Source organism: Fictibacillus phosphorivorans (assembly GCF_001619875.1).
In the GTDB taxonomy this organism is placed as follows: Bacteria; Bacillota; Bacilli; order Bacillales; family Fictibacillaceae; genus Fictibacillus; species Fictibacillus phosphorivorans_B.
Genome location: NZ_LRFC01000041.1, coordinates 1 through 15,777, shown reverse-complemented (window position 1 = coordinate 15,777; position 15,777 = coordinate 1). Strand labels below are relative to the sequence as shown.

Below are 15,777 nucleotides of genomic sequence, written 5' to 3'. Positions count from 1 at the left end.
ATTCGACCCATCTCACGTAAGGCTGTAGCCAAGCTGGGGTTCAGCCGAGATACGTGTAAAAATGGGTCATAGACTTACTTTTATTTCCAGTAATGAACTGTTTGTTGTTTTTAGGGTCCAGCCGGCAAAACTCGGATATCGCTAAGACATTTTTGGGAGACAAAAACCCTGAATTTTCTACGTAAAGCAGAAAATTCAGGGCTTTATTTTAAAAGATCTATTGTTAAATCACTCTTTTTCTTTAATATCTTTTTCGTCATACTGTTTATCAGTTAACCAAGGGGCGATTAGAACCTTTAAGTCCTCTTGAAATATAGTAGCACCAACATCAAGTTTGTTAATTTGATTATTAGAAAATAAAGTTAATATATTCATTTCCCACTCATTTGGAGAGGGAATTAAGATGCTATGCTTAAAAACCTTTTCCATTTTATTATAAGAATTTTTAAAATCCCTTGAGTATTCTCCTGTTAAACGCCCATGTAGATTCGAAATAAGGATTCCATCCGGCATTAATATCCGTTTAATTTCTTCATAAAATTCAACGGAATCAAGATGTGCTGGAACCTTATTTCCATCATATGCATCCAGGGCAATAAGATCATAGCTTGAACGATTTATTTTTTTGACAAATTCAAAAGCATCTGAAATATGAACATCTATGCTGCTGTCCAAACTGAAATTAAAATATTTTTGGGCTATATTATATACTTCTTCGTCTATTTCAACAACATCAATCTTCAGATCAGGGAAAAACCTCCTGAATGCTTTAACCAAGTAACCTGTTCCCAATCCTATACATAGTATCCTTTTTATCTCCCTTTTTAAAAAGATAGGTCCGAGTAAAAAACTGTTTAAGTAGGGTGTAGAAGTTCCTTCTTCCTTTTTGAGTATTCCTGATTGAAACGATGTAAGAAACCGTAAATTTCTCTGTTCCTCATTCTCAGATACATAAATTGTTGAGTAAGCTGAATTCTTTTTATAAAGGATATTTTCCCCAAAAAAGTCCATAGTCCATGTCATTATTAAGTTTTCAATCTCATCCTGTATAGATCCTTTACAAGAGGAACAAATACTTTCTTCTATAGTATTGTCTCCTATACTGATTTTTAAAGTTTGGTCTGCATAACAATAGCATTTAACACATGGTAATAGCATGAGTAATCATCTCCTTAAAGAATCATCATTGGGAAGGATTCTAGAAGAATGATGGGGCCGTCTTCTAGAAATTTTTTTATGTTTGTTTTAAAAATTTGTGAACTTTTATAAAGCATTAGAAATTCTTGATCGATAAACCCTTGTAGTTCTTCGATTTCCTGGTTAACTTTATTAAAATTTCCGGATTGCATATTGCATAATAAAATAGACTGATAATGTTTATTAGAAATTGGTTTACCTAATAATTTTTTTAGTTGTAAAGATTCTTTATAGAAGGTAATTGATTCCTGATATTGATTCATCGAGAAATAAGCATACCCTAATTTTCGAGATACAATCTCCTGATGAAAAGTATCTTTATAATTTTTGCAAATAGTATAAGATTTTTTCAGGGATTCTATTGCCTGGTTGTATTTCCCTAAACAAAGATACAAATTACCTTCAAAATAAAAGTATTCCTTTTTAAAGACTTCGGGAGCATTTGAAATATCCTTCCCCAGATTTCTCCATTTCTCTAGCGCCTCCTCATAGTTACCTTTATAAAAATTAAGATAAGAGATATTAGCTGTTAAATTACCTAGTAATCGTTCTGCTGAGATTGGATTTCCTATTTCATCCATTATTTCACTATTAGGGGTTTGATTCTTATATTGTTGAACAAACTCGATCGCCTTGTTAACATATTCCATTGCTTTATCAAAGTTCTTTTCCATTGAATATGAAACAAATGCAATATAGTTATAAAGCCATCCTTTTTCGTAAAGAGTACGAAAATCTTCACTTTGACTCGCCAAATCTATTCCTTTTTGTACATACATTTTAGCTTCATCAATATTTTTAAGTCTTTTACCATATATAGTGGCAATTAAGTGGCATGCTTTAACCTGTTCACCAACTGAATTAGTATACATTTTCATTTTAAGAAAAGAGTTAATTGCACTCCCAAAGTCATCCATAAATACATGTGCAATTCCAACATGCCTCCAGACTTCATAACTAAGCCTTTGTCGCTGCTTGGTGTCAAACTGATTTAAGTTATTAATAATGGTATCTCCAAGAAATAATACATTTTCAAGATTAAACAGAAGCAACGTGTGATGAAGTTTTTCCAATACATCTTTATATGTCGCTTTACCTGCAATTAGGCAATTTACACAATCGCTAATATTATCTCTTAAACTATCGTTTGATGTACAAAAATGTGCACTTACATCCCCAAGTTTGTTATTTTCTCCACTAATAATCACAGGGTCAACTTTTTTCTTTAGCATTTTTAATAATTCGGTAATTCCTAAACCGTTATCTAGATTATTACTATCGCTATACACCTGATAATCTTTTACATTTAAGACAAATATCAGATTTTGTAGCTTTAAATTATTCAGTAATTGATTTATACAATAAATGGTCAAACGATCTGAATTTTGTAAATCCTCTATTAAAAATATAACGGGTTTAGTCTCGGCAAATTTACGGATTATACTAGATATAAAGTGAATTAAGCGAAAACCCCAGTGGATTTCCCGATTTAATCTTACCTCAGACCATCCCCAAGAGATGCTAAAAATATCCGGTTTGTCCTCGTTAACTCTTGGAAACAAGGTTTGTAATTCATACTTATAATCTTTAATCCATTCCCATTCCATCCATAGGGATTTATGTTTTAATAAAAAATCCCTGAATGGTTTTAGTAAAGACCTCTCCATCCGAACCAATTTCGAATGAAAAACCATCCCTGTTGTTTCTGAAGAGACATTAACTAAGTTGGTTTTCAACTCCTCAAGGTTGGTTTTCCCTTCAATCCAAAAACATTTCGATTCAGAAGATGTATGAGACATTGATTCAAAACAATTAAAAATATCGTTAAAATTGCTTTTTGTATATACATTTTGGATCATGTGCTAATCTCCTTTTTATATCTTCCGTAATGGCGAAAAGAAAGAAAGTACACCTGCAAGAATAACTGAACAACCCGCAACTAGATAAGTAAGTAAACTCCCTATACCTTGAATTGAAAGCCCACCTATTAAACCTGCAAGTGGAATAGATAGGTAAGAAATAGATGTAAGAGAACCTTCTACCCTTCCATAAAGATCATTTTCTATACTTTCTTGTTTATACGTATTGAGAAGAATACTTAAAGTGGTAATACTTCCTCCCCAAAGTCCAAAACCGATAGCCGTGCTCATCCAATTTGGAAACACAGCCACTATTAAAGCTCCGGTTCCTCCCCCTAGAATGGGAAGAAAACTAATAATATAACCTCTTTTAAATTTTTTGATTAATGGTTCAACTATTAGGCTACCGAGCATACCAAAAATCCCTATAGAAGCAAATACAATACCTGAGTATGTTGCATTGACATTTAAAATATCCCTTAGATAATAGACTAAGGTAGACATCACTAATGCAATTCCAAAATTAGATAAAATACTTATATATGCAATAGTACGGAGATCCCAACGGTTCCATAAATACAAAAAGCCCTTTTTTATGTCATCCCATATTTTCTCTGCGTTGTTTTCCTCATTAACTCGTGGAATTTGCCCAATAAAGAAAATACATAAAACCATCACAAGGTACGCAAAACTATTAATCATCAAAGAATTATATACTCCGACAAAACCGATCAAAGCTCCACCTAATAATGGACCAAAAGTTCTAGAAAGATTTTCGGTAAATTGAATTCGGGCATTTGCCTTAGTCAGCATCTCTTTCGGTACAATCTGAGGAATGACAGCTTGTAAAGGTACATCTATAAAAAATGACAGAGTGGAAGCAAGAAAAGCGATAATATAAATCATTGGTGTAACTAAAACATCCATCCAAAACATAACTGGAATGCTAAATACAAAAAGTGTTCTTATTAAATCAGCAAAAATCATCAGCTTTCTTCTGTCAAAACGGTCAATAAGAACGCCACCAAAAGGAAGCAAGATGACAAATGGTAACATCTCAACAGCAAAGACAGTCCCCATGATGACCGCTGAACCTGTCAAGTTGTAAGCAACCCAAGGTAAAGCCAAAGTATATATATTAGTCCCAATTCTAGAGAATAAAAGGCCCACTAATATTAGATGAAACTTTGTATCGAGCTGGGCATTAACATTTTTTTTGACAATTACTTCAGGCATGCAAAATCATCCCTTCTAGTTGCGATACTAACTCTTTAGGTGAGGGCATAGCTCCCTTGATTTTCTTTTTGGTCGATAGTTGTACACCTTCGCCTTCCGGCTCAATAAATATATAACTATCTTCCTTAAGAGCTTGAATATTTCTTTGAACTGCTTGGCGATTGTACATATGTTCATTTGTGTTAGGAACTATAACAACCGGACAAGCAGCAGCCATTGCAGTCGTTGACAATAAATCATCAGCGATCCCATTAGCAATTTTTCCAATAATATTTGCTGTAGCAGGAAGAATAATTAAAACGTCAGCCCAATTAGGTAAGTGAACATGTGGGATTTTGAAATCAGAATTGGCATCAAACATATTTTCAAATATATATCCGTCAATAAAATACTTTAGACTATCGGGGTTAACTATCCTTTTTGCACTTTCTGTCATAATTATATTTATCGAACAATTAAATCTGTTTTGAATTTCGGTTAAGTAACTATGTATTTCTACAGCACCGATTGAGCCTGATATTCCGATTAATACTTTCTCGTAATTCATAACTTTAATTCCCCCTTTGAAATAGAAATAAAAGGTTTGGATTTCTCCAAACCTTTTATTTTTGCTATTATTATTTACGCTTCGTACCAGGTGCACATACATAAACATTGCGCTTTGTACCAGGAGCACAAACATAGACATTACGCTCTTCGAATCTCATTATGTATTCACCTCCCTTAAAAGAAAATACTTACAATTTAACTTTATTATATGAATAGTCAGAAATCAAGTTAATCAATGTAAATATAAGGAAAATAAATATTTTTAACCACTAAGCCTTACTTTTAATTCCTTAAGTCCTAACAAAACACCCTTACACTTATAGACTTAAATACCCAAAAACGGTCGTTTACGGAACTCTTGGGTTGGCCTCTAAAAAACTATTAAAATCTATATATATCACGTTCCAAAACCCATTCCCTAAAACAAGGTTTACTTATTGTCACAATAACCCCTTTTTGGTACTATTTTTTTAGTAACTTGAATTGATAATGGAGGGAATTATTTGATTTTTGGATATGCTCGTGTAAGTACAGAAGAACAAAATTTGGATATGCAAATTGATTCTTTGCTTCAGTATGGTGCTGAGAAAATATATCAAGAAAAAATGACAGGAACAAGAAAAGACCGTCAACAGCTTGAAGAGTTGTTAAAGGTATTGCGAAAAGGAGATAAAGTTGTCGTATACAAGTTAGACCGAATTTCTCGTTCAACAAAACATCTTATTGAATTAAGTGAACTTTTTAATGAAATGAGTGTCGACTTTATTTCTATTCATGACAACATCGATACTTCAACAGCAATGGGGAAATTTTTCTTCCGTACTATGGCAAGTATTGCAGAATTAGAGAGAGATATTATAAGTGAACGAACGAAATCAGGATTAAAAGCTGCGAGAGCTAGGGGAAAAAAAGGGGGAAGGCCTTCAAAAAAAACAGATAAAGTACAGATGGCACTGAAGATGTATGGAAGTAAAGAATACAGTATTAAAGAAATTACAGAGGCAACGGGATTAGGGAAGACAACACTATACCGTTATTTGAATCAAATAGACAGCAAATAAAATAAAGGGAGGGAGACAGACATGGCAGCTATCGAACGAACGGCCTATCCAAGATTAAAGAAAAATTTAACTCGTAGGGAACTCAGAGAGGTTTATACCATTACCACTGAAGAAAACCAGTTTGCGCATAGCGTGGCACGTGGGCCTATTCCCATTCTTAGTTTTTTAATTATGATGAAATGCTTTCAACGTTTGGGCTATTTTCCACGGCCAAAGGATATTCCAGCTTCAGTTATCAGTCATATTCGGACCTGTTTGCATTTACCAAACGATACTGAACCAAATTTTCAAACCAAAGCGCTTTACCGGCATCAAAAGGCAATACGCGAATACTTGAAGGTTACACCATTTGGAAAGATGCCTTTAGATATTGCTGCGACTGCCATATATAAAGCAGCTCAGGTCATGAATAACCCAGCTGATCTTATTAACGTTGCCATAGCAGAATTGATTAAGGAACGCTGTGAATTACCAGCATTCAGTACTTTGGACAGACTTACGCGTCGGGTTAGAACAGTTGTTAACTACCAATTTTTTAATAAAGTCCTTACTCGTTTGTCTGTCAAAGAGAAAAGTAAACTTGATCAATTATTAGATACTTCCAAGCAACTACAAAAATCTGATTATAATTATCTCAAAGATTTACCAAAAAGCCAGATTTACAAGCCAGATTATCGTGGTTAACAACCTTCATCCCAAATATTGACCATTTATTAGAAGGTATTCCAAATTCTAAAATTAAGCATTTTGCAGCTGAAGCCAAGGTATTAGATGCTGCTGAAATGAAAGACTTCGCTGCTCCAAAAAGATATACATTAGTACTATGTATGATTCACCGATCACAGGTTAGAACTAGAGATAATCTTGTGGGAATGTTCCTAAAAAGAATGGGTAAAATCCACAAAAAAGGTAAAGAGGAATTGGCACTTCTTAAAGAAAAACATCGGTCCATGACTGAAAACCTTATCTCCGTGTTACAAGAGGTTTTAGAGGCTACAGATATAGATGATGACGATACATTGGTTGGTAAAAAGGTAAGGGAGTTATTCATCGCTAACGGTGGAGTCATGGCTTTAAAAAGCGATTGTGAATCCATATCTTCATACAATGGAAACAATTATTTACCTCTACTGGAAAAGTTCTATAGAGGACATCGAAAAGCATTGTATCAATTGGTAAGATTATTAGAAATTGACTCCACTACCCAAGATCGCTCACTTGTAAATGCATTGCAATTTCTATTAGAAAACGAAAACCGAAAGGTCGAACACGTACCGGCTTATATAGATCTATCATTTGCAAATGAGCAATGGAAAAATACAATTCGTGTTGGTAAAAATACTGACTTGTTCTATCGTAAACGTCTTGAAATATGTATATTCTCTTATCTAGCTACAGAATTAAAAACGGGGGATATTGGTATAAAAGGTTCTGAGGAATATGCTGATTACCGAGAACAATTACTTTCATGGGAAGAATGCAAACCCATGGTTGCCGATTACTGCAATGAGTTAGGATTTAATTCCTCTTCAACTGGGTTTGTAACCCAATTAAAAGAATGGTTAACGCAGACTGCCGAAACGATAGATCGACATTATCCCGAAAATGGACAGGTTATGATAAACCAAAATGGAGAACCCACTCTTAAACGTTTAGCACGTAAGGAGCCTTCAAAAAGCAGTAAAGCCTTAGAAAATATCATAATTCAGCGCTTACCCGAAAGAAATGTTCTTGATATACTTTGTAATGTTGAACACTGGACTCGCTGGACTAGACACTTTGGTCCCTTATCTGGTTCTGATCCCAAGCTTGAAAATCCGATTGAACGTTACATCGTTACTTCATTTGGATATGGTTGTAATTTGGGATCATCACAAACTTCTAAACATATGAGAAATACAGTGACGCCACATATGATTTCTTTTGTCAATCGACGACATATAAATGCTCACAAACTTGATGATGCCATTCAAGATATTCTTAACCATTATAATCTTTTTAGTCTTCCTAAATTGTGGGGAAGTGGTAAAACGGCTGCTGCAGATGGTACGAAATATGATTTATACGAAGAAAACTTACTCTCGGAATATCATATTCGATATGGTGGTTACGGTGGGATTGCCTATCATCATGTCTCCGATACGTATATTGCATTGTTTAGTCATTTTATACCCTGTGGTGTTTGGGAAGCTGTATATATTATTGATGGGTTGCTTAAAAATAAATCTGATATCCAGCCGGATACTTTACATGCAGATACACAGGGGCAATCAACACCTGTTTTCGCCCTTTCGTATTTGTTAGGAATCAATTTAATGCCTCGGATTCGTAACTGGAAAGATCTAACGTTCTTTCGACCGGATAAGGACGCCTGTTACAATCATATCGATCCTTTATTTGGCGATGTAATTGATTGGGATTTACTCGAAACTCACTGGCAGGATTTGCTGCAAGTTGTCTTATCCATTAAATCCGGAAAAATTTTACCTTCAACCTTGCTCAGAAAGCTCAGTAATGACAGTAAAAAAAATCGACTTTATAAAGCATTTAGAGAGCTAGGACGCGTTGTAAGGACCGTCTTTCTTCTAAAATATATTTCTGATATAAAATTACGGGAACAAATAACAGCTAGTACAAATAAAGTTGAAGCATATAACGGCTTTTCAAAATGGCTTTTTTTCGGAGGAGATGGGATTATTTCTGAAAATGATCCGGAAGAACAAGAAAAGCGTATTAAATACAATGATCTCGTTGCTAACGCTGTCATTTTTCAGAATGTTGTGGATATAACCATGATTTTATGGGATCTCATAAAGGAAGGGTATAAATTTTCACGGGAAGATCTTGTTATGCTAAGCCCATACCTTACAAGGCACATTAAACGTTTTGGTGATTATGTCATCGATTTACAAGACATCCCTCAACCAGTTGAAGAGAATATCCCTGTTTAAAAATAAAATGGGTCATATGCTGGAAATAAAAGTAAGCCTATGACCCATTTTTACACGTATCTCGGCTGAACCCCTTTAAGGGGCTATTTCTTTATTGAGTGTTATTTTGGGCATTTAAGTTTTTTTCTTCCCTGATTGGGGAGCACATATGATTGGTAGTGCAGTGAAGGGATTCGTGTAGCGATCCTTTCAGGAGCACAACGACCCCGATGTGGGTGAATCGCGGTAGCGAGAGGGGGAGAGCGTATTCTCCCCCTGGGTTTTAATGTTTTTTATAAGCTACACCTGATAATCGATGTAGGAATGCAAAGGAATGCTGTTTACATGTTATTACGCAACATTATGGCTCTTTAGCTTTACTCTGACGAGGGCTTGTAGTTTTTCATTAAAGTCGTAAACACCCGAAGACCTCACACCCACAAAGTACGATGGGTATGAGGTCTTCGGGTACTCGTTTAATAAAAAACTACAAGGTAGAATATTTAGACTTAATGAGTGATGAAGATGAGGAGAAATAGTGAGAATTTGATTTTTTTCTTTGAACCCCGATATTTAGTAGAGGTGGTTAGATGGGAAGTCATCTATTTGGAGATGTTGAACTTTCGATTTCGGTAGCTCCTTTTGTTTTTTTAGCTGTTTTATTAGTTGTGATTGCTTTACTGATTAGGGTGTTATTTAGTTGGTTGCCAAAGCAGTTATTTAATTTCTTAGTCAGCTGCGGTTTATTAGGTGGTGTGTTTTTATGGGGTTATCTAACTTTTTATGCGGAGTGGTTTCCATACTTTCAAGGATAAGGGTAAATATTACATAAGGGATATTATGTATTAAGAATGTGCAAGTAAACAGTATAAATAAATAACCCCCAGCAATTAAGCTGGGGGGAATGCCCGTGACCAAGACGGGCGATGTATTAAAAGTTTATCCACGAAAGACAAATTTTATGATAGATAAATAAAAAAGGAAGCCAAGACGGCTCCCCGATGAAAAACACTTGCGTGCGCGAATGCTCATGACTAAGATGAGCGATGTATTAACTCTGGGTCCATTATAGTATGTCCAAAACCAGAAGTCAAGCCTCCAACTGTAATTACATTCCGTAAACCCATTTGACACGCTGTAACACTTTATTGATAACCATTTGATCTTCAATATCTCCCATATGCTCAGCAATTCTAATTTTACTTACAGTTTTCAACTCTTCTCCTAAAACTGCAGAATCGTGTTCAAGAAAAGGATAATCTTTCTTGAACAAGAAGAAATGGCTGTTATAACGAGGTTTCTTATATTCTTTACCACCTTTAGTCTTCGCCATCTTATATTTAAGTTTTTTCGTTAAAGGAATTACTGAAATGTTAGGTGATGTAGTGTTAATCAGTTCGTTTGAAATGACCAATACTGGACGCTTCTCACTTTGCTCTTTTCCGATGTTTTCACCTAATTCGCATTTGTAAATACCGCCACGGATGATAGCTCTTGAAGTTTGATTTATTTCGTCATCGATCCATGAATCTGAAAGCTGAATTTTCTTTGCGGTCCAATCTTGAATAGCTTGTGTTTTTTCGGCTTTTTTACTTGCGTTTTGATTAGTCATTGTATTTCCCCCTTAGAACACGAGTATATCATTTATCCTCATGATCAAGTCATTATTTTCCAAAAACTCGAGACCAAAATCCCTTATTCTTTTCCTCTTCATTAGCTGCAGCGATCTGAAGTAACTCTTGTTTTTGCTCCTGGATCTGCTTAATGCCATCCAATAGTTTCTTATCACGTTCAGCTGCATAACGATCTCTATCCTCTAAACGTTTAATCAGTTCTTGAATGACCTTATTTTGATTCTCAACAATTTCTTTAAGATCTGATATATCTTTGCTATGTTGCTTATGTAACGTTATATCTGTTGTGTCGGTGAGCGTCATGTCGCTCATGTCATACATTGCTACTATTTGCTCTGCTGCCGTTTCGAGCGTCATGTCAGGTCTTTCTGAAGCTGCGATAAACCTCTTGAGTGCTATAACGTCATTATCTTTATACTGTCTATGGCCACGATTATTTTTAGAAAAGATATACCCAGCAGATTCTAAAATGTTAACGTACTTCCTCAGAGTGGACTCTTTAACCTTTATTGTGTCACTGACTTCAGCCGGAGAATAAAGGATTTCTATGGTATTTTCTTTTTCCGTCATATCGACGCCACTCTCCTTTCTTTTGATAAATGATTCGATATATCAACGCTATTTCCTACTAAGTTTAATACAATAATCAGGTTTTTGATATTCCATTTTAGTTCTATGCCATTGGATCTTTCGTGACGTCTTAAATATAGTAAGCATAATAAAACCTCTAAACCCAATTTTGGGTTTAGAGGTTTTTTACTTGAAAGCAATAATAAGGATATATTTTATAGGATGTTTTAAATTTTGAGATGTACATAACATACAGTGTTAGTTTCTATCTCCATATAGATCCATTTCCTTTACACCTGCCACTAGTTGTATCTCCGCATGAAAATTGCAATCTGTAATATCCTGTTTTCGGAGCACCTACAAAACCAAAGTTATCTCCGCCATACTGAGGAGCATATCTCCATGAGGTTACTCCAGTCCCATTAGCATCTACTATGCGAATACCAACATGAAAGACACTATCGCTGGAAGTAGTAAAACCATAATGCATTGTTGTTCCAGATGAAGCCCAAATAGGACTAGAATATCCAGAAATCGGTGTACCGAAACTATACAAATTTACAGCGTTGCATTCACTTCCTTCATAGCATACATATTTGTAATATTCTGCGCTTGCTGGTTGTGGATTCATTCCAAATGTTAAAACAAAAGTTAAAGTTATAGATAACAATAACAATGCTTTTTTCATTTCTTACCCCCTCGCAGTTTATTACTATATATTTATATATTTGTAATAAAAATCCTTCTGAAAACAAAAAAGATAACAGCAATACTGTTATCTTTAATTAATTGATTCAGCAATTTCCATAAGATTGTTTACTGTTATAGTTTTGTCGGTACTTTTACCAATCCCTATAAAATACTCAACACCATTTTTTTGAAATTCTAATACATAAGCGATACCGTAGTTTGATCGATATATAGCTTTAGTACCATCTTTTAAATGATATATTTCATCGCCTTCTCGTAATTGTAATTTACTGAGAACAGGTCGAATAAATATTCGTAAAGAATCCTTTGGTATTTTATTATTTATATACGCTAATTCCAATTTAGGTGGTTTATCGGTATGATCTATTTTGCCAAACATATCTGAAATGATAAAAGGAAATTTTTTAGGAGTACCTATTTTTAAACGGTACTTTTTTTCATATTCTCGAATTAAAGCTTCATCAGACTTAAAGCCAGATTTTTTGTATAGTTCTTCAATAGATAATGGTTGGTTTTTAGCACTTACACTGTACATATTGTTTGTGAAAAACAAAAAAACGACTACAAACAGTACTAAAGATTTATAGTAATTCATCATTTTACCTCTTTTATACTTTTATAGTAATTTCCCCTATGGTTGCTGCTAATATTCAATTATTTCAAATTACCAAAAGATAAATAATTAAATGTTTTAACAAAAAATAAACCTAATAAAGCACCACATACGTTTAACAGAATATCATCAATATCAAAAATGCGGTTGGCAATCTGTTTCTGAAGTATTTCTATTATTAAGCTTGTGAAAAAACTAATTATAAAAATTAGAAATACGCTAGAAAACATTCGATTAATTACTGGGAGAAATAATCCAAATGGGAGAAATAGTACTACGTTCCCAATTATATTTTTTAATATTAACATCGGATCTTGGCTGTGTAGCATTAGCTTAATACTACTAAAAAGAAGATAATTAGAAGATTTTCCGTATATATAATAATTGTATGAAAATAAAGTTAAAAACACTAAAGTAAGAAGGTAAAAGGTAAAAATTAGGATGCTATAACGCTTAAGTAAATAAAGTATACTTTTAATAAAGTTTATAGCATTCATAACCACCCCTCCTTTTTTGGTGTTTTTATTAATAATTGTCCTATTATAAATATTCTTCTCTATTAACTAAATTACTGGTATATAGTTTTTTTGTGAAAATGGCAGGACTTAAAATGTTTTAACGAAAGTATATAAAGGCAGTTAATTCCATTTAAAGGGAGAGGGAAATATTGTTTAAAAAATTTTTTTCGTCTTTACTTGTTGGAGCAACTTTGTTAACGCCTACGGCTACATTTGCTGAACCTGAATACGGTGCAGGAGAATGGGATTTTATGAACATAGAGGACTTAGATCTTTATACTAACACTACAGTTAGGAGTCAAACGTATCTCTCAGGGGGAGGGAATTTCTTAGTTAGAACAACAAATATTGCATCAAATAACACATATGTAGTTAGACTTTATGAACAAGACGCAGATGGATATGATGATTTCATTGGTGAAAAAAAGCTAACTGGTAGTGGTGATGCAATATTTAGTGTTGGGAACTATGTTGATAATGATGGTGTTGCCGGTAAAGCAGAGATTTACGCTAGAATTGGTCTAGCTACTTATTCTGATAGTTCGGCTGAAGTTAAATTTTATGACTGATAAATTCTCATTTCTACAAATTTTTCCTTAGCTCATTTGAATGACGACGAATTATTACTTTTGATAGCGCTCCTCTTAACAAGAATTTGTAATATAAAATAAGTGTATGGAATCCTACCATATCACAAACCTACAATAAAAAATCCTTTAAACTTTGATCAATCTCATCTTGTGTGATTCCAATATAACGCTTCGTGATGGATGGTGCTGAGTGGTTGAAGATCTCCATTAGCGTAACAATGTCTTTCGTTCGTTTGTAGTAATGATAACCGAACGTCTTTCGCATGGTATGGGTGCCGATATCATCGCGATCAATCATATTGGCTGCTTTCACGAGCGATCGATAGGCCTGGGTGGTCGTGATCGGACCGTTTCCTTTCCTGGATGCAAATAGATACTCAGTGGGTTTCATACCAGCTGTATAACGCATGATTTCATGCTGCAGGGCCAGAATAGGAAACCGTTTCTTCTTTCCGGTCTTTTTCTCGATGATGACGACATGTGTCCGATCGCGGACGTCTGCCACACGTAAAGGAAGAAGATCCGAGACCCGTAACCCGGTGTTGATGCCGAACACAAACAAAAAGAGATCTCGGGGGCTGCAATAGCGTTCCAAGCTCCATTTTAAGTTATCGATCTCTTCTTGTGTCCTGAGGGGCTGTACGTTGTATAGAGCTTTCTCTGACATAATTCTCACTCTTTCTATGTAAATTCGTACGTTGAATGTGTGATTTTAGTATATCTTGTGAGAGATTAAGAGAAAACCCTTTATTTTAAAGGATTTTAATGTAAGGTACTAACCATTTTCGTACATTGGATACAAAACTCATTGGATAGAAGAAGGACAAGTGAGAAAACTAATCATAAATATCATTCTTCGGAGGATTTTATGAAAAAGGTACTAAGTATGGTTTTTGCTTTTTGTCTCGTAGCTTCTTTAGGAGTTCAAAAAGTCGCTGCAGATAATAATTTTGAGCTTTCAAAGTCTGAAATTAGTGTTTTAAGTATTCCAAACGTGTTGAGGTATGATTTTCTTATCACTAATAACACTCCATCCAAAGGTTTAAAACATCCAGAATTCCGTGGACATTATTATCCTCAGCCTTCAATGGAGATTGCAGTTATTCCGGGAAAAAAACTTTCTTCAGTAATGAGCAGATTCCCGAGATCTTCAACGTTTAAGTTGAATCCAGTAGGGGGTTCTTCTAACGGTGATTTAAGGACGCAAAAAAAGGTGTTGTTTAGTGTAGAATACGAAATTAAAAAAAATACTGACTTAAAGAAAGTAAGGGAATATGCTACGGATAGTACGGTCATTATCTTCGATGGCCTCAAAGAAGTTGCTGAATTTCCACTAAACAAGTAGGAACCTATTTGTGGGTGTATAGGGGCAACCTTGTATAACTACAAACTTGCTCAATAAACAAAGGGCCTCCTGTTGGAGGCCCTTTGTTTATTGTTTTTAGTTATTAGAAGCAAAGACGGCAATTTTTTGATTGTTAATTTTAAAAGCATTCTGTTCATTAATCGCAATGTTAAACAAACCTTCAGCGTCTTTTGTGATAATACCTAGACCGGTAAATTCTAAAGATTTATCTTTATTTATTGCTCTTTCAAGAACTTTAAACATACTTGAGATATTTCTTGCTGCATTTTCAAAAAACACCTCTTCTAAATGTACTATACAACGTGTATCCCGATCATATAAGGTTATTAGTATTCTTTTATCTGAAATATCAATCGATTCAATAAAACCATATATAACTCTAGTAAAACCAATATCATTATCGCTTAACAAATGTATACTGTGCCTTTTTCTCACATTAGGGGCTCTACCTTCTAATGTTTCTTCTCCGATCCCTACTGTAGGGTTCATTGTAGTAGTGGAAACAGCCGGAAGAGATCTGTCTGTAGTAGTACTTTTTTTGTTTTTAGACTTTTGACGTTGTTTATCGAGTCTTTTCTCTTTTTCTTCTTCAGTTTCATGTACTTCTTTATAAAGTCTATTAAGTACATCATTCATGTGTTTTGAACTAAGTCTAGCGTTCTTTGTTGCTGAACCCTTTTCGCTAATTCGTTTCTGTTCTCTTTCAAAATAGTCTTTACAGTCTGGAGAATGATTGTCTTTAGGCCATGTTTTAAAATATGCTTTATAAACACCTTTAGGGACATACTCAATTCTTGCGTCGCAACCACTGTAAGCACAATATAGGTTCTTTTTAATTAGATCGTAATTATTCTGTTCTTCAATAGTTAATAATGTAACTTCACCATTTGTGTTGTCTATTCTATATAGGGGTCCCGTCAGGAAAATGCGGATTTACAACGCT

Annotated in this window: 15 protein-coding genes and 1 pseudogene; 5 read left to right on the top strand and 11 right to left on the bottom strand. The window is 34.4% G+C overall.

Features of this window, described 5'->3' with window-relative positions; translation table 11 throughout:
• Positions 1 to 228: 228 nt before the first annotated feature.
• The 4 genes from AWM68_RS20915 to AWM68_RS20900 are packed head-to-tail and all read right to left on the bottom strand — an operon-like array spanning position 229 to position 4,839.
• Positions 229 to 1,158 (bottom strand): spermidine synthase, encoded by a 930-nt coding sequence (locus AWM68_RS20915; protein WP_066246076.1) that lies wholly within the window; start codon positions 1,156 to 1,158, stop codon positions 229 to 231.
• Positions 1,159 to 1,172: 14 nt separating this feature from the next.
• Positions 1,173 to 3,056 carry a tetratricopeptide repeat protein gene (locus AWM68_RS20910; RefSeq protein ID WP_066246075.1) on the bottom strand — a complete coding sequence of 628 codons (1,884 nt, stop codon included), beginning with the start codon at positions 3,054 to 3,056 and terminating at the stop codon, positions 1,173 to 1,175.
• A 15-nt stretch (positions 3,057 to 3,071) separates the two neighbouring features.
• On the bottom strand, positions 3,072 to 4,292 hold the full coding sequence (locus AWM68_RS20905; RefSeq protein WP_066246074.1) for an MFS transporter: 1,221 nt from the start codon (positions 4,290 to 4,292) through the stop codon (positions 3,072 to 3,074).
• Positions 4,285 to 4,839, bottom strand: a complete 555-nt coding sequence (locus tag AWM68_RS20900) for a flavoprotein (protein WP_197468219.1) — start codon at positions 4,837 to 4,839, stop codon at positions 4,285 to 4,287. Before AWM68_RS20900 ends, AWM68_RS20905 begins: the two co-directional genes overlap by 8 nt.
• Before the next feature lie 505 nt (positions 4,840 to 5,344).
• On the opposite strand from AWM68_RS20900, the gene AWM68_RS20895 reads away from it, so the two are divergent.
• From AWM68_RS20895 to AWM68_RS20885, 3 genes and pseudogenes are all read left to right on the top strand, one after another.
• The gene (locus tag AWM68_RS20895; protein WP_066246072.1) at positions 5,345 to 5,902 is read left to right on the top strand and encodes a recombinase family protein; all 558 of its coding nucleotides are present in this window, start codon (positions 5,345 to 5,347) and stop codon (positions 5,900 to 5,902) included.
• A 21-nt stretch (positions 5,903 to 5,923) separates the two neighbouring features.
• Positions 5,924 to 8,853: pseudogene (locus AWM68_RS20890) on the top strand (Tn3 family transposase).
• A 569-nt stretch (positions 8,854 to 9,422) separates the two neighbouring features.
• A complete protein-coding gene (locus tag AWM68_RS20885; protein WP_066246071.1) occupies positions 9,423 to 9,647 on the top strand; it encodes a hypothetical protein in 225 nt (74 codons plus the stop codon).
• 293 nt (positions 9,648 to 9,940) lie between these two features.
• On the opposite strand, the gene AWM68_RS20880 is transcribed toward AWM68_RS20885, so the two are convergent.
• From AWM68_RS20880 to AWM68_RS20860, 5 genes are all read right to left on the bottom strand, one after another.
• Positions 9,941 to 10,444 (bottom strand): type II toxin-antitoxin system PemK/MazF family toxin, encoded by a 504-nt coding sequence (locus tag AWM68_RS20880; RefSeq protein ID WP_066246070.1) that lies wholly within the window; start codon positions 10,442 to 10,444, stop codon positions 9,941 to 9,943.
• Between the two features lie 52 nt (positions 10,445 to 10,496).
• Complete coding sequence (locus AWM68_RS20875; RefSeq protein WP_066246069.1) at positions 10,497 to 11,036, bottom strand: MerR family transcriptional regulator; 540 nt, start codon at positions 11,034 to 11,036, stop codon at positions 10,497 to 10,499.
• A 265-nt stretch (positions 11,037 to 11,301) separates the two neighbouring features.
• On the bottom strand, positions 11,302 to 11,724 hold the full coding sequence (locus AWM68_RS20870; RefSeq protein ID WP_066246068.1) for a hypothetical protein: 423 nt from the start codon (positions 11,722 to 11,724) through the stop codon (positions 11,302 to 11,304).
• A 93-nt stretch (positions 11,725 to 11,817) separates the two neighbouring features.
• Positions 11,818 to 12,345 (bottom strand): hypothetical protein, encoded by a 528-nt coding sequence (locus AWM68_RS20865; RefSeq protein WP_156488498.1) that lies wholly within the window; start codon positions 12,343 to 12,345, stop codon positions 11,818 to 11,820.
• Positions 12,346 to 12,401: 56 nt separating this feature from the next.
• Positions 12,402 to 12,857 (bottom strand): VanZ family protein, encoded by a 456-nt coding sequence (locus AWM68_RS20860; RefSeq protein ID WP_082820840.1) that lies wholly within the window; start codon positions 12,855 to 12,857, stop codon positions 12,402 to 12,404.
• Between the two features lie 170 nt (positions 12,858 to 13,027).
• Here AWM68_RS20860 and AWM68_RS20855 point away from each other — a divergent pair, with 170 nt between their 5' ends.
• On the top strand, positions 13,028 to 13,447 hold the full coding sequence (locus AWM68_RS20855; protein ID WP_066246066.1) for a hypothetical protein: 420 nt from the start codon (positions 13,028 to 13,030) through the stop codon (positions 13,445 to 13,447).
• A gap of 130 nt (positions 13,448 to 13,577) precedes the next feature.
• On the opposite strand, the gene AWM68_RS20850 is transcribed toward AWM68_RS20855, so the two are convergent.
• The gene (locus AWM68_RS20850; protein ID WP_066246065.1) at positions 13,578 to 14,135 is read right to left on the bottom strand and encodes a site-specific integrase; all 558 of its coding nucleotides are present in this window, start codon (positions 14,133 to 14,135) and stop codon (positions 13,578 to 13,580) included.
• 201 nt (positions 14,136 to 14,336) lie between these two features.
• On the opposite strand from AWM68_RS20850, the gene AWM68_RS20845 reads away from it, so the two are divergent.
• Positions 14,337 to 14,813 carry a hypothetical protein gene (locus AWM68_RS20845; protein WP_066246064.1) on the top strand — a complete coding sequence of 159 codons (477 nt, stop codon included), beginning with the start codon at positions 14,337 to 14,339 and terminating at the stop codon, positions 14,811 to 14,813.
• Positions 14,814 to 14,909: 96 nt separating this feature from the next.
• Here the strand turns inward: AWM68_RS20845 and AWM68_RS20840 are convergent, their stop codons facing one another.
• The gene (locus AWM68_RS20840) at positions 14,910 to 15,470 is read right to left on the bottom strand and encodes a hypothetical protein (RefSeq protein ID WP_066246063.1); all 561 of its coding nucleotides are present in this window, start codon (positions 15,468 to 15,470) and stop codon (positions 14,910 to 14,912) included.
• Positions 15,471 to 15,777 lie beyond the last annotated feature (307 nt).

Excerpts from the sequence above, each read along its gene's own strand:
- AWM68_RS20915 (WP_066246076.1), bottom strand. The coding sequence starts at position 1,158 with ATGCTATTACCATGTGTTAAATGCTATTGTTATGCAGACCAAACTTTA.
- AWM68_RS20910 (WP_066246075.1), bottom strand. The coding sequence starts at position 3,056 with ATGATCCAAAATGTATATACAAAAAGCAATTTTAACGATATTTTTAAT.
- AWM68_RS20905 (WP_066246074.1), bottom strand. The coding sequence starts at position 4,292 with ATGCCTGAAGTAATTGTCAAAAAAAATGTTAATGCCCAGCTCGATACA.
- AWM68_RS20900 (WP_197468219.1), bottom strand. The coding sequence starts at position 4,839 with ATGAATTACGAGAAAGTATTAATCGGAATATCAGGCTCAATCGGTGCT.
- AWM68_RS20885 (WP_066246071.1), top strand. The coding sequence starts at position 9,423 with ATGGGAAGTCATCTATTTGGAGATGTTGAACTTTCGATTTCGGTAGCT.
- AWM68_RS20880 (WP_066246070.1), bottom strand. The coding sequence starts at position 10,444 with ATGACTAATCAAAACGCAAGTAAAAAAGCCGAAAAAACACAAGCTATT.
- AWM68_RS20875 (WP_066246069.1), bottom strand. The coding sequence starts at position 11,036 with ATGACGGAAAAAGAAAATACCATAGAAATCCTTTATTCTCCGGCTGAA.
- AWM68_RS20870 (WP_066246068.1), bottom strand. The coding sequence starts at position 11,724 with ATGAAAAAAGCATTGTTATTGTTATCTATAACTTTAACTTTTGTTTTA.
- AWM68_RS20865 (WP_156488498.1), bottom strand. The coding sequence starts at position 12,345 with ATGATGAATTACTATAAATCTTTAGTACTGTTTGTAGTCGTTTTTTTG.
- AWM68_RS20860 (WP_082820840.1), bottom strand. The coding sequence starts at position 12,857 with ATGAATGCTATAAACTTTATTAAAAGTATACTTTATTTACTTAAGCGT.
- AWM68_RS20850 (WP_066246065.1), bottom strand. The coding sequence starts at position 14,135 with ATGTCAGAGAAAGCTCTATACAACGTACAGCCCCTCAGGACACAAGAA.
- AWM68_RS20845 (WP_066246064.1), top strand. The coding sequence starts at position 14,337 with ATGAAAAAGGTACTAAGTATGGTTTTTGCTTTTTGTCTCGTAGCTTCT.
- AWM68_RS20840 (WP_066246063.1), bottom strand. The coding sequence starts at position 15,470 with ATGAATGATGTACTTAATAGACTTTATAAAGAAGTACATGAAACTGAA.